Here is a 14,249-nt window from a genome sequence, read left to right as displayed (position 1 = left end):
GGAAGTAGAGATCCCATCCAGTCAAGGCGATGCTCTACTTCGACAACACCCATTTCGGCAAGGCTATGATCCCCATATATCGCTGCCGAAGATTCCAAGTCCTGACATCAAAGCCTGTACGGCGTGTTGGTCTTATTACGAGGGCCAAGGCCACGGAGTGTACGGATATGTATTGGGCGTTCTCAGCTCAGACAAGAGAACCCTTCAGCTGTATGAGAACTTCGGAGACTGACGCACGTTCTGGGTAAAGTCGACATACTCCCGGAGTTTTGGAAGCGAAATACTGCGTGAGTGGTGTTCCTTAGCATCTGGCATTCGAGCGAAGCTCCACCGATCGCTTATAGGGCATTCTGATGCGACCGACAGCCTGTAAGCCCTTTCTTCTTGTGTCTACCACAGCGGGCTGAAGCTCGCTGCTCCCACCCGTTCTTAGCTTGAAGTGTTTGCCGTCAATGCTTCCGCAGTCATCACCTGCGCCTCACCTCGAGGCTTAGCGCGAAACGCCGTCCACAACAGCACAATCGCAATCGGATGCATCAGCCCCATTGCAATAAACACCGGGCGATATCCGCCATGCGTCAGGCAGTAAGCGATGATCTCACTCGAAAGCATGCCGCCAAAGGCGCTGCCGGCGGCGATCAATCCCGCGGCACGGCCCAACTGCTGCGGTGAGAAGACCTCCAGCAGCGTTGAGGTAAGGTTCGTGAGCCATGACATATGCGCCATCGCGACGACAGAGGCGAACAGCATCGTCATACCAATGCCGGGGCTCAGATAAGCAAGTGGGCTCACCAGTACAGCGAACGCGGAGAAGAGCATGGTGCGGCGATAGGCAATGCCTGGATCGAGGCCACGGCGGATGAACGCACCGGACAGCGAGCCGCCAACGATGGTGCCGATGCCGCCTGCGAGATAGACCATCCATCCGAAGTGAGCCATCTGGCTTGAGGAGAGATGACGGTCGCTCAGCAGGTACTTAGGAAACCAGAAGAGGTAGAAGTACCAGACCGGATCGGTCATGCCGCGAGCGATCAAAAGCTGCCACATATGCGGCTGCGCAATCACATCGCGAAAGACATTCGTCGCGACTGGAGTTGCAGCCTCGCTGCGCGGTTGCTCACGATAGATCCACAACCAGACAGGAACCCACAGCAGCCCCATGGCGCCGTCGATCAGAAAGATGCTGCGCCAGGGAAGATGAGTTGTGATGGCCAGGATGACCGGGATGGCAACAATCGCGCCCATCGTCGCGCCGGCGGTATAGATGCCTACCGCAAGACTGCGCCGGGCCTTATCCAGAACCTCGCCCACGGCTTTGGGCGCAGCCACCCACAGGCCAGGTTCTCCGAGCCCCAGGCAGAAGCGTGCGATTCCGAGTAGAAGAACAGAAGAGGCAAATGCCGTCGCGGCTTCCGCCGCAGACCAGAAGGCGACAAACAACGCCATCGAGCGGCGCGTGCCGAGTGCATCGCAAACAAACCCTGAGAGCGCGTAGGCAAACGCCGAGGCCAGAAGAAACAGGCTGACAACATGTCCGTAGCCGACGTCGGAAAGGTGCAGCTCCGCCTGCATGCGTGGAGCGACAACCGAAAGGCTCTGGCGGTCAAAGTAGTTCAGCACCGCTACCACGAAGAGCAGGGCAACGATACTCCACGGATTCGCACGTTTGGTCATATCGCTCTCAGAAGCAGGACACGTTGAAGATTGCCGGCGGAGCCTCTCCATGTTCCAGAACATCGATGCGCAGGCCGGTCGTGGTCACTGGCTCCGGCAGATCCAGAGCCCACTGTGTCTGGTGATTCTCGGTTACCTCTGCCAACCTTACACCCTCGGCGGTAGAAACGCGGAAGGCGCGAATACATCCCGGCATGACCCGCTCCGGATGCGTCATCAGCACAGACTCCATGGGATGGTCGAAGTCGGTATCGAAGGTGATGGATACCTTCTGTACTTCGACAGGCTCTTCCCAGTGCAGCGTGAGTGCCGGTGCATTGTCGTCCGCAGCAGGAGCCCATGCATTGGTTCCACACCATGGCCGGTTGAGGCCATTAATCACATTGGCCGGATGATAGAGAGCAAGAGGCTGATGGAACTTCACCGCCAGGTTGCGTGCCTTCGGCCGCCGTTCCGGTAACCAGAAGGCAAAGGTATCGATGCCGGAGCCCTCAGGCGGAGTCTGGACCAGGTTCTTCGCGACAGCAGCATTCATCTTCTGCGAGACAGTAACGACTCCCGGCATCTGCGCCGTGCTGAGATGAAGGCGAACACCAGGCTGCGCCGGAACCATGACGAAGTAATGCGCCGCGGATGACAGATGTGTCTTGAAGTCGACCGGAATCTCCACCCCATTCCCGGCATCTAGCGAAAGGTTGAGCGTAGCTACAAGGACGTCCGGCGTGGTATTTCCGCAATGCGCTGATGTCCACAACTCTGCGCGCAAGGTCCCGGGATGAGCTACGTCAGCATAGAGTGACAGCGCTGGGCTGGGACCATCCTGGAATGGAATCAGAAGAGCATAGGAGCGCTCCTCCGCAAGCTCACCGCAGGACGGCAGTTCCTGCAACAGAAGTTCACTGGAGGCGGAGACTGTCGCTTGGCGAGAGAGGTCACCTTCCGCCTGGAACGCAACGCCGGGAATATGCTGTCCTGCCGCGAGCAGATTCTGCTGCAGCCGATGCATACGTGCAGGTTCAAGCAGGTCACGTGGCCGTAAGCCCTCTTCTGCGCAGAGGACGGCAGCCATGCCGGCAGCCTGGCCGTTGCTGGCGCAGGTCGCCATCACCCGCGTAGAACCGAACGCAATATGTGTTGTGCTGATCAGCCGGCCTGTCAGCAGCAGGTTCGGGACATTGCGGCTGTACATGCTGCGGAACGGAATCTGGTAAACACCCTTCGCGTGATATTGCGTGCATCCGGGCTTCGAACTGAAGACGCCGTCCGAAGGATGCAGATCGATTGCCCACCCACCGAACGAGACCGCATCGGGAAAGCTCCTCTGCTGCACGAGATCGTTTTGCGTCAGGATGACATCGCCGATAAAGCGCCGGCTCTCGCGTTTGCCGGGGATGGTTCCCATCCACTCCAACGTGAGATTCTCGGCGTCCGGAAACTCGCCGGAGTTCTTGATGTAGTTCCACACACCGTACGCTACAGCCCACAGCTCCCACTTGATCTCTTCGGTCTGGCCGACTGTGTCCAAAGCTCCGCCGTATTCCAGCCACCACAGACGGCAGCCGCTATCGGAGACACGGATATCGCGGAAACGTGGAATACGCGTGATGTCCTGCAGTGCAAAGGCCGGCGGCACATACTTTACCGGCTGCCCGGTATCGCGGCTGTAGAAGTAGAGTGAGTGCCCAAGCAGCGTGTGCTCTTCGGTCTCCGGAGCCATGCCTTCGTTGAACTCCGAGCGGGCTTCGGCGCCCATGCGGAACTCGGCCCCTGCAAGAAAGCCCAGAATGCCATCGCCGGAAGCATCGACGAAGAGTGGCGCCTCCAGCGTGTACGCCGTTTGGTTCTGGCTGTTATAACCGCGCACCCGTGCAATGGACCCGCCATCCATATCGAGCTCATGGATAGCCGTGTTCAAAAGCAGGGTGATCTTCGGTTCGCGCCGCACCGTCTCCAGCAGGATGGAGTCGAAGAGGATCGGGTTTCCCTCTGGGTTGCGCCACATGTTCTCTACGAGCAGTTCGTCAATGACGCCGCCCTCGCGAGCCCAGCGATTGTTGTTGCCCATGTGTGAGGTCGCGCCCAGCACCCACAGCCGCACTTCGCTTGAGGCATTGCCGCCCAGAACAGGGCGATCCTGCACCAGCAGGACATTGATTCCTTTGCGCGCCGCGGTAACAGCGCAGCAGACGCCGGAGAGGCCGCCGCCAACAACGACCAGATCGCCACGTTCTTCCACGTGCGTAAGACTTCTCACCACTTCACCCTGCCCTCATCGGAATGAATCTTTGCCTGAGAAACACTATAGGTTAATCGTTTAAGTTGTCTAGTCGCATTTTCCCTGTTGCTGGGTATCCCGAAAGAGGAGTGGAGCGGCGTTTTCATTGCGGAAAACGCCCATAGATGCAGAAGCCCACACTACGCCCACAGGGAAAATGCTCTAGCGGCTCTTGCGGTAGCCGGCCAGGGCCCGTTCCACAATGGGCGCCAGCAGCGCATAGCCGGCGGACTTCGGATGTACGCCATCTACTGTCAGCTCCGCCCGCATCAGGCCATTGGCATCAGCCAGCGGCGCGTTGAAACGAAGCAGCTCCCAATGCTTTTCCTTGCACATGGCGGCCAGCAGATCGTTCAACTCCCGGATCCGTGCGACCGTCCGCGGTCCGGTCAGCGGGCGTACGCAGTCGCAGACAGGCGTCATCTCCGCAACGTAGACGCGGATGCCGTGCGACGCTGCTAACTCCCCCATCGTCAGGAAGTTATCCCGGATCTCAACCGGAGAAAAACCAAGGCGCATATCGTTCCCGCCGCCTTCGAGCACGATTGCCTTGGGATGCAGGTCCAGCGCATCGTGCCGCTCGCGCAGCAGCATCTGTTGGGTTGTCTGGCCACCAATGCCACGATTAATCCAGCCGGGATAGGTGAACCAGGTTCCTTCGCGAGATCCCCAGTAGTCCAGGATGGAATCGCCAAGAAAGACCACCTCGGCCGACAGGTTCTCATTGGCCCGGCGATAGCGGGCTGCCTGCGCAAAGTCTGCTTCGGCCGAGTTCGACGGCGCCGGGGCTGGGGTGGTTTGCGCGATGCACGTTATGCCCAGAAACAGGCAAAGCAGGGAAAGACGGTGCACGAACGGGACTCCTCTCAATCGAACAAAATGAATCTTGCCTGAAGATTAAACGGTTGACAAGATTTCTCTGACGAACTTAGGATTCTGGCGTTCCGACGAAAGCTCTTCCCCAGGTATTCGCTGAACCTTTGAAGTTAAACGTTTGATGTGACGAGGCCTGACCAATATGACCAGACAAATACGACTCTCCCCGCGCCGCCAGAGAACAATTACAAGGCGCTTCTGGATTGCGATAACCTTCCTGCTCCTCATGGCGCTGCCCATGACAAGCCGCGCACAGCAGGACGTTGGAACCATCGGAGGAACGGTGGTCGACCCGACCGGAAGCGTTGTTCCGAATGCAAAAGTCACCCTCACCAACGACGCCACCGGCTTGAAGTACGAGGCCACCACCAACGAGAACGGCTTCTACCAGTCGCAGCCGCTGCCGCCGGGAACATATAGTGTCACCATTGTCCTGGCCGGATTCTCCACCACGACGACACGCAATGTTGTGGTGGATGCTGCGGCGCACGTTACGACCAATGCGCAGCTCCAGGTCGGCACCGTTGATAGCAGCATCGTGGTGGAGTCAACACCGCCGGCGCTGAACACGGTCGATGCCCAGATCAGCAACACGATTGATACCCGCGCCGTACAGGAGCTTCCGGTGAACGGACGCAGTGTGCTCGCTCTGGCCTCACTGAGCCCCGGTGTGGTGTCGGCGGCAGGCGCGACCAACCAGGGCTTCACCAACCGCGGCACACAGGCTTCGGCGATCCGCATCTCGGGCGGTGTTCCGGGCGGCAATAACAATCTGCTCGACGGCACAAGCAATCTGCAGAACTACCTGGGCGAGGTAGCCATCAACATCAAGGCTGACTCAGTGCAGGAGTTCCGCATCATGACGGGTGTTATCCCTGCTCAGTTTGGATACACCTCGGGCGGTGTGATCAATGTCGTCACCCGTTCGGGTGCGAATCAGTTTCACGGTTCCATCTATGAGTTCTTCCGGAACGACTATCTCGACGCCACTCTCGCGCTGCCCAAGACCACCAAGCCGGAGCTTCGTTTCAACAACTATGGCGGCACTTTTGGTGGCCCCATCATCAGGGATAAGGCCTTCTTCTTCGGCAACTACGAAGAGTACCGGTATGTCACCGGTTCGGCGATCTACTATTCGGTCCCGACAGTACGGGAGCGTGGAGGAGATTTCAGCGATCTGCGGCGTGTTGTGAGTGGCAACTGCACAGCTTTCAAGATCTTCGACCCCAACACTGGTTCCGCGACGACGCAGCGCCAAGCCTTTGCGAATAACCAGATTCCGGCGTCGCGTCAGGACCAGGTTTCCATCGCGGCGATGAATCTGTTTATTCCCGCGCCAAACAACTCGATAGGGTCCTACGATAGCTGCACCAATGCGAACAACTATCTGGCAAATCCGAAGCTGGTCTCGACGGAGCGTACCATCCTCGGGCGCGCGGATTACCGGCTCAGCGACAGAGATAGCCTCATCGCCCGGTATGCGTACTACCAGAACTACACGAACAATGGTTCACAGGGCTTCGGTCCGCTGTACTACCGTAATGACACGCTCTCGAACTATACGGCGATGCTGGCGGAGACTCACATCTTCTCGCCGACACTGGTGAACGATCTCCGTATCTCCGGTCTGCGTTCTGATTTCCCGTTTCAGGCGGCAACTGCGAACCAGAACTACGCCCAGAAGATCGGCCTCCCTGGTGTCGGTCCCGATGTTGCGCCGATCCTGAGCGTCTCCGGTGTTCCATCCCTGAATGGAACCATCGGTTTTCGCGCCTCCACAACCTTTGAAGTGCTGGACGATCTGACAAAGACCCTCGGCGCTCACACCATGCACTTCGGCTTTGACGGCCGTTGGGTTGAAGGCTTCAATCTTCAGTCCGGCAATGCATCCGGTTCCTACGGCTTCAGCGCGAACAATACGGCAGAGGGATCCGATTCGGTTCTGGTCACAACCAATGGCAACGTGGGCAGCAGCTTCGCCACCTTTCTTGCCGGCAACGTGTCTTCGGCCAGCACGCAATTGGCGCGCGGCATCGCCTTCCGTCAGTTCCAGATCGCCGGATATGTGCAGGACGATTGGCACGCTAACCAGCGCCTCACGCTCAATCTCGGACTTCGCTGGGACTTCCAGCAGCAACCATACGAGAAGAAGAACGGCATGGGTGACTTCGACATCACCCAGGTTAATCCTGTGACGGGATATCTTGGCGCAGTCCGGTTCGCCGGACTGAACGGCGAAGGCCGCAACTTCGTGCACCAGAACTGGAACGATTGGGGGCCGCGTCTCGGTTTTGCTCTTGTACTGACAAACGACAACAAGACAGTCCTGCGTGGCGGTTATGCAATGTACTATCCGACCACGGCTCAGGCATCGTATGACGAAGCTGCCGGCAGCTCGAATGGTTTCGGCCGCATTACTACCAGCTACAGTGCTGCTACGACCTACGGAACGGCCTTCATGTTCCACAACGGTATCCCTTCGCCCCCACTACAACCGCTGGGGGCATCCCTTGGACAGATCTCCTTCCGCGGCCAGACCGGTTATTACATCGTGCCCCGTGCACGGACACCGCAGAGCATGCAGTACACCCTGACCTTGTCGCGCCAGTTGCCGTTCAAGATGGTGATGGATGTCTCGTACCTGGGCAACCATGGCCGTTACTTCAACCTGGGAACCCTGAACATCAATACGCTCGATCCCAGCTATGCCTCGCAAGGTGCGGCGTACCTCAATGCCCTTGTGCCAAATCCCTACGCCGGGAAGATTCCTGAGAACTCCGCTCTAAACGGCGCCACCATCTCTCGTGCAAACCTTCTGCGCCCGTATCCGTATATGTCATCCGTGCTGCAAAGCTTTCCGCGCGCGGCGCACTTTGACGGCAACTTCATGTACGTCACCCTGCAACGGCGTGCGGCTGAGGGGCTACAGTTCCAGGGATCATACACATATGGCAAGCTGATGAGCTTGCCAATCTATACGGACATCGCAACCACCTCCGGTATCACCCAGACCGGTAACGGTATTCAGAATCCACGGAACCTGGACGGCGACTACAGCGTCGATGCCATCGACGTCACCCACCGCGGTATCGTGGCCGTGCTCTACGATCTTCCCTTTGGCCGCAACCGCCGTTATCTGAATAAAGGCGGATGGATGGATCGCCTGGTAGGCGGTCTGCAATTCAATACGACCATGACGCTGGAATCAGGACGTCCGTTGAACTTCAGCGGCGCAAATAACTCCGCGGCGACGCGCCCGGACCTGAATGAGTCGCTGCTGATGCAGAATCCCACCGGCTATACGCTGGGCAAATATCGTCGCTTCAACTATCTTGCCTTCACCAATCCGGCGGCCTACACCTACGGCAACGCGCCTCGTTTCTACTCGAAGTTACGTGCGCCTGGCGTCGTGAACTTCGATATGTCGGTCTTCAAGACGACCCGCATCACCGAGGGAACCTCGCTGGAGCTGCGTCTTGAGGCTTATAACGCCCTCAATCATGTCAACCTCGGCGCGCCGAACACCTCCTACTCCGGTACCAGCGTAAACACGAATAACAATATGGGTGTCATCACCACATCGCTGGCGGCCCGTACGCTACAGTTGGGTGCGAAGTTCCACTTCTAATCCGCAGAGACCCGGCCGCTCGACCGGGCCTCTGCAATGTCTTGCTTCAGGGAGAGTTATGCAACGCCTGGCCGGTCTTCTTTGTGTCTCCGCGATCTCGTGTGCGTCGTGCCTTTATGCGGAGACCCGTCTGCAGCATCAGGGCCTGACCTTTCATCTCGACGAGGCGTCAGGCCGCTACGGCTTTGCCTCGGGCGCCGGCGATATCGTAACTCCGGACACCAGCGCCGGTGTCCTGCTTGGCGGAGAGCCCGTTCGGTTCAAGCGGGTCAGCGCTACGTCCAGCGCCGTATCGCTCGAGGGAAGCACTGCATCAGGGATGCGCATGTCCCTGAAGGTGACGCTCTCCACTCACTGTGCAGATCTTGAAGCCAATGTGGCAGAGCCGGGCGCCGAGCTGCGCTTCCAAACCGCCGGCGCCAGTCCAGCCTATGGATTGGCGGACCATGCCGTGTATCGAGCGAAGTATGAGAACGCCGGTGGCCAGTCGTTCACCACAGACGTGACTGGATTCTCGGACGACGCATTTCTCTCCGGACAGGGAATCTCGCGGCTGGTCAGTAATTTTGTGATCTATCCGAAGCAGCAATTCGCCGAGCTGCTGATCGATCCAACGACAAAGATTGTCCATACCTCGGCACAGCAGATCGTTCAGGGGGTAAAGCACGCACCGGCGAAGGTGCACCTCTACTACTTCTTCGGCGATCCCCATGCCATCTATGCGGAGTACCTGCGCATCCGCAGAGCAGCCGGATACAAGGTAGAAATGCCGAAGTACCAGGCCTTCGGCGTAGGCTGGGAAGCCTTTGGCGCTCTGGGTTGGGAGACCAACACGAACACTGTCCGCGACAGCGTAGATCGTTATCTGAAGGACGGCTACCCGCTGACCTGGATGGTGATCGGTTCAGGCTTCTGGCCTGCTGAGCCAGATACCATGCACGAGACCACGAGCTTCGGCTACTGGGACAAGACAAAGTATCCCGATCCGAAGTCGCTGATCCAGCACTTTCGTGATGAGGGGCTGGCCGTCATGCTCGGTCTGCGTATCACCTTCATCGTTGGTGGACCTTACTCCGACGAAGGAGTCAAGCATGGCTACTTCCTTACCGAGAATGGACAAGCAAAGGTCTACAAGGGCGGCTGGCCGAAGCTGCCGTACTATCTGCTCGACGCGCATAACCCGGCAGCGCTGGATTGGTACATCAGCCTGGTGAAGAAGTGGCAGGACTACGGTATCAACGGATGGAAAGAGGATTTCTACGGTTACGGTGGTTACGAGCTACGCGACGACAAGGTCGATCCGACCAATGACCGTCTGTTCGCGCAGAAGCAGTTAATCATCGAGCGCAATGGGTATCTCTCATCCAATGGCGACCTGCACCGCATCAACGACTTCAACTATAACCAGCAACAGGACCGTGGACCTGTCAACGCGCTGGCCTTCGCGTATAGCGGCTTCCCGTATGTCTATCCCGATATCGTTGGCGGCACCTTTGGCGAAAACCACTTCAGTACCAATCGCACACCGAAGATGGAGACCTACATGATGCGCAATGCGCGCTGGGCCTCGCTGCACGCCTCCATGGGGATGGGCGAGCCGCCATGGAGCTTCCGCAAGGAAGTGTCGGATGTGATGCTGGCCTCGGCACAGTTCCACGCCAGAATCGCGCCTTATCTCTACAGCAACGCCCGTAAGGCAAATGCGGATGGCTACCCATGGACAATGACACCGCTGCCCATCGCCTTCCCGGATGACGCCAATGTGCATGGTCGTGAGAACTCCACAACGAGAGGGTATGAGTGGCTGATCGGTGACGCGATGCTGGCCGTCCCTCTCTATGGCGATGACTATCTCTCGGCTACAACCCGCGACGTCTATCTGCCGGAAGGCCGCTGGATGGACTACGACACCGGAAAAATCTATGAAGGGAAGCAGATTCTTAAGGACTTTGCCATGCCGGTAAGCAAGACGCCGGTCTTTATCGGAGGATCGGGAGTCACCCTGGAAAAGGTCAACGGCGAGACGCGCATCTGTGTCTACCCTATCGGGAAAGCTTCGACGGTACAGCTCACGTTACCCGAGAGCGCGCAGGTCATCACGGTTAAGGTGCCCGCAATCCGCTCGATCGCGACGGTGAAGGTGACGAACTCCGGCACTGCTGTCGCGACGCGAACGGATGGTCATGCCATCACCTTCGTTCCGCGCGCCGGCGCAAGCTATGTCCTAACCGGAGGCGAGTAGGCGTAAGCTGGTTGGCACTATGCTCACGCACTTTCCGATGGCGGTTCCTGAGATCCCGGTCAGTAATGTCGACGCGGCTGCTGCGTACTACGTCAACGTGCTGGGGTTCCAGTTTGATTGGGGAAACGATCACGGTGGCATCGGCGGCATTTCTCAGGGGGCCTGCCGCATGTTCCTGACGAACGCGCCATTCCGAGAACATTATGGCAATGGAGAGAAGGTCGTTGTCTGGCTGAACCTGGAAAGCCGGCAGGAGGTCGACGAGCTCTATCATCGCTGGAGGGATGCCGAAGCGAAGATCCTGGCCGAACCGGAAGACAAGCCGTGGAATCTACGCGAGTTCAGAGTTGCGGATCTCGATGGCAATTCAACTGCGCGTGTTCTACGACTTCTCCTGGGAGTTGCAGAACAGGCAGGGTTAGAGCAGATTCTTCGCCGCTTTTCATTCGCTACGAAATGACAAACAAAGGAAATTCCTACCGGGCACTCGTCTCAGTTATTCCCCAGCACCACAAACCCCGCCCAGTAAAACGGATGGTGATACTTCGGGTCCCGTACCAACATGCGCCCCGCATGCTGCAACGCAACTGCAGGAGACGAGCCCTGCCTGAGTGCGCGGTGAAACGCAATCATCAGCTCCGTAGTGCTGGCAGAATCAACCCGCCACAGACTTGCGACCGCTGACTGACTGCCGGCGGCGAGGAATGACCACCCCAGACCGATCAATCCCTCACCTGCCTGATATTTTCCCTTCGCTGTCTCACACGCTGAGAGCACCACCAGCGGCGACTTCAACTGCATGTCCGCAATCTGCGAGGCTTCAAGTGGAACAGTTCGTGCAGACGTATCTCCAGAGGCGAGCAGCAGGTACGAACTCATCGGAGTGCGATCGTCGTAGACGCCGTGGGTGGCGAGCAACACCTCGTGATCGTCTTCAGTCAAAGCCGCGGTACGGAAGTTCTCCAGCGAAGCCTCTTTGCGCAGGAAGGATGAAGCATGTGTCTTGCCATAGATGCGGCTTACCGCCTTCACTTCCTGGGCGGCTTCGGGAAGATCTTCCGCAGGATCACCGAAGGCAACCAGCGACGAGAGCCGTCGGCTTGTTTTTCCGTAAGCGCGCAGGACCGAGAGCGAAGGCGCGTAGGAGACGGATGCTGTCTCGACCAGAAACTTTCCATCGTTCCGCTGCAATGCCTGGAAGGGAAGTCGCCAGAGATCGCCGCTGGGAACAATGACAAGGCTGCTCTTGCCAGCGAGATCATGTGCCGCAGGAGCCAGCAGCAACTGATACAGCGAACGGGAAGAGGCAGCAAAGCCAGGATCGCGTGTCTGCAGCGAGGTTGCGAACCGACGGATGCGCGCGGTCAGTGCCGACAACGTGATGTCGATGACGTAGGTGTGCAGCTCCGCTCCCGATTTGCCGCGAGTCAGCGTGAAGAGATACGTCGCATGCGGCGTCATCTCAAACTCGATCACCGCGGTCGAAGCGGATGGCATCAGCTCCGCAGCCTGTTCCATGGAGATAAGAGAGGCGCGGCCCTGCCTGCGCTCCAGTTGAGGATGCGCGGCAAACATGCGTTCACGGAAGCTTGTCATGGCAGTGCGCGTCGCCTGCAGCTGTGTGTCCAGCTCCGCAATCCTGTGGGCGTCCGGTTTGGCGGCGAGGGCGGCGCTGGTACGTTGGCCCCCAAGCTGCGTCAGTTTTCTGCGAAGTGCAGCCTCTTCCTTGCGCTCCTCCGCAGTAAGAACGCTGCCGAAGGAGATACGTCCCTGAGAGAGCAGGTCGAGCAGGGCACGGCCTTTTTCCTGTTCCGAGGTAAGAAAAGCCTCCTGCCAGCGCTGTTGTTTGACATCGACTTCGACCATCGCCTGGTAGTCCTCGGCGTGATGAGAGAAGAACTCTGATGCAGCCAATGTGCCGCCGGCGGTGTCGTCGCGCATCTGTTCGACGGCGGCGATCGCGGTTTGCAGAGAGGTGTGGGCGCCGTCGTAGTTGCCGGCATTCATCTGTGCACGGGCGATGACCAGCGCCGCTGCCTCGATCATCTTCGGAAGGCTGGCGCGCCGTGCAAAATCGAGAACCTGCTGCCCATCGCGAGCAGCGTCATCGTACCGGCCGAGATCGAACTCCGCCTCCGCGATCTGCACCAGCATCTCGTTTTCATGAAGGTGATCGCTGATCGGGAGCGTGAATGCTATGCCCTCCTGCAATAACTTCAGCGCAGCATCATAATGGCCGTTGTGCTCCTCGATCGCGCCCCACTCAGCGAGCGATCGGGCCATGGCGTCCGGCTTGTTTACCTCTTTGGCGACAGCGTAGGCGCGGGTGATGGTCTCAATCGCTTCCTTGTTGCGGCCGCTGGAATCATAGACGCGGGCGAGGTTGACCAAAGAGCTGTAGAGGTCCTCGCGATTGCCGAGCTCTTCTTTGATCTTGATCGCCTGCAGAGCATAGGGAAGCGCAAGCTCGGCGTTATCTTCCTGCAGATAGCTGTCGGCGATGTTGTTCAGCAGATACGCTTCGCCTTGGCGTTGATTGTGTTTGCGCGCAAGAATGAGGCCTTCTTCAAAGCGCTGGCGGGCCCGCCCGAAGCGTCCCAACACCATCTCGGTGTTGCCCAGGCTGTTCAGGGCGCGCGCCATGCCGACCTCGTCGCCTGCCTGCTGATTCTCCTTGTAAGCGGTCTCGCCGTCGGCGATGGCTCCCTCGGTATCGCCCAGATACATGCGTACCACCGAGCGGGCGCTGTGGATCTTGGCGACATCCGGAAGCTTCGGATGCAGCTTGGTATAGAGTTCCAGCGCCTCGTCGAAGGCTGCTCTGGCTGCATCGAGGTTTCCGGCAAGCCGATTCGCGGTGCCCACGTTGTAGTCGATCGGCGCGCGGACAGCATCGTCTCCCGAGCGCACTGCGATGGCCTGCGCTTCCACATAGAGAGGCAGGGAAAGAGGCGGCTTCGTATCGATATAGGTGTTGCCAAGATCTCGAAGAGCGATGGCCGCCCCTGGAGTCATCTGCGACACCGGAGCCTCATGGATCTGACGAAGCGCCTGATCCAGCGGCAGAGCTGCAAGGGCTTCGGCAAGCGACTTCTCTTCGACTGAAGGAACGACGCCCTGGGCATACATTGCTTCAGCGCACGGAAACATACATCCGAGTACACACATCGTTCGCAGAAGTCTGCTGTGCATTGGCCCGCCCGGTTTCGACTAAGTATGGAACGGTTCCATCCTAGAGCATTTTTCCTGTTGCTGGGTATCCCGGAAGAGGAGTGCCGCGGCGTTTTCATTGCGGAAAACGCCCATCCATGCGGAAACCCTACGCGACACTTACAGGAAAAAGGCTTTGTCAATCGGCAAGTGCCCGCTGTCCGGAGGTGAAGAAATTTTTGTGACGGGTGGTAATAATCTGCGTTCGGCTGCCCACGAGCAAGATAGTTCCACTCAATTGAGGCATTAGAGCAATTCTCCTAATACTGTAGCGTTGGATAAATCTGTGAATGCCGTTTTCTTCGAAGGAAAACGGCGCAAACTGCCAGAACGGCACCCCAGCG

The 14,249-nt window shown here is 58.3% G+C and carries 7 protein-coding genes; 3 read left to right on the top strand and 4 right to left on the bottom strand.

Annotated features, from left to right (window positions below; genetic code table 11):
• Window positions 1-429: 429 nt before the first annotated feature.
• From OHL21_RS06600 to OHL21_RS06590, 3 genes are all read right to left on the bottom strand, one after another.
• Window positions 430-1,674 carry an MFS transporter gene (locus OHL21_RS06600; RefSeq protein ID WP_263416460.1) on the bottom strand — a complete coding sequence of 415 codons (1,245 nt, stop codon included), beginning with the start codon at window positions 1,672-1,674 and terminating at the stop codon, window positions 430-432.
• Window positions 1,675-1,681: 7 nt separating this feature from the next.
• Entirely contained in the window at window positions 1,682-3,910 is a 2,229-nt protein-coding gene (locus tag OHL21_RS06595) for an FAD-dependent oxidoreductase (RefSeq protein WP_263416459.1), read from the bottom strand.
• 201 nt (window positions 3,911-4,111) lie between these two features.
• A complete protein-coding gene (locus OHL21_RS06590) occupies window positions 4,112-4,801 on the bottom strand; it encodes a GDSL-type esterase/lipase family protein (protein ID WP_263416458.1) in 690 nt (229 codons plus the stop codon).
• A gap of 262 nt (window positions 4,802-5,063) precedes the next feature.
• Here OHL21_RS06590 and OHL21_RS06585 point away from each other — a divergent pair, with 262 nt between their 5' ends.
• Genes OHL21_RS06585 through OHL21_RS06575 form a run of 3 tightly spaced genes read left to right on the top strand, consistent with a single transcriptional unit; the run spans window position 5,064 to window position 11,155 of the window.
• Window positions 5,064-8,453, top strand: coding sequence for a carboxypeptidase regulatory-like domain-containing protein (locus tag OHL21_RS06585; protein ID WP_263416457.1), 3,390 nt, complete (start codon window positions 5,064-5,066; stop codon window positions 8,451-8,453).
• Between the two features lie 58 nt (window positions 8,454-8,511).
• Window positions 8,512-10,695, top strand: a complete 2,184-nt coding sequence (locus OHL21_RS06580; protein WP_263416456.1) for a glycoside hydrolase family 31 protein — start codon at window positions 8,512-8,514, stop codon at window positions 10,693-10,695.
• Between the two features lie 19 nt (window positions 10,696-10,714).
• The gene (locus OHL21_RS06575) at window positions 10,715-11,155 is read left to right on the top strand and encodes a VOC family protein (RefSeq protein WP_263416455.1); all 441 of its coding nucleotides are present in this window, start codon (window positions 10,715-10,717) and stop codon (window positions 11,153-11,155) included.
• A 32-nt stretch (window positions 11,156-11,187) separates the two neighbouring features.
• Here OHL21_RS06575 and OHL21_RS06570 read toward each other — a convergent pair whose 3' ends face one another.
• Window positions 11,188-13,845: a CHAT domain-containing tetratricopeptide repeat protein gene (locus tag OHL21_RS06570; protein WP_263416454.1), complete on the bottom strand. Its 2,658-nt coding sequence runs from the start codon at window positions 13,843-13,845 to the stop codon at window positions 11,188-11,190.
• Between the last annotated feature and the right edge of the window lie 404 nt (window positions 13,846-14,249).

It is taken from the genome of Terriglobus albidus (assembly GCF_025685425.1).
Taxonomy (GTDB): Bacteria; Acidobacteriota; Terriglobia; order Terriglobales; family Acidobacteriaceae; genus Terriglobus; species Terriglobus albidus.
The sequence above is the reverse complement of the archived record's forward strand: the minus strand, read 5'-3'. Positions and strand labels throughout refer to the sequence as shown.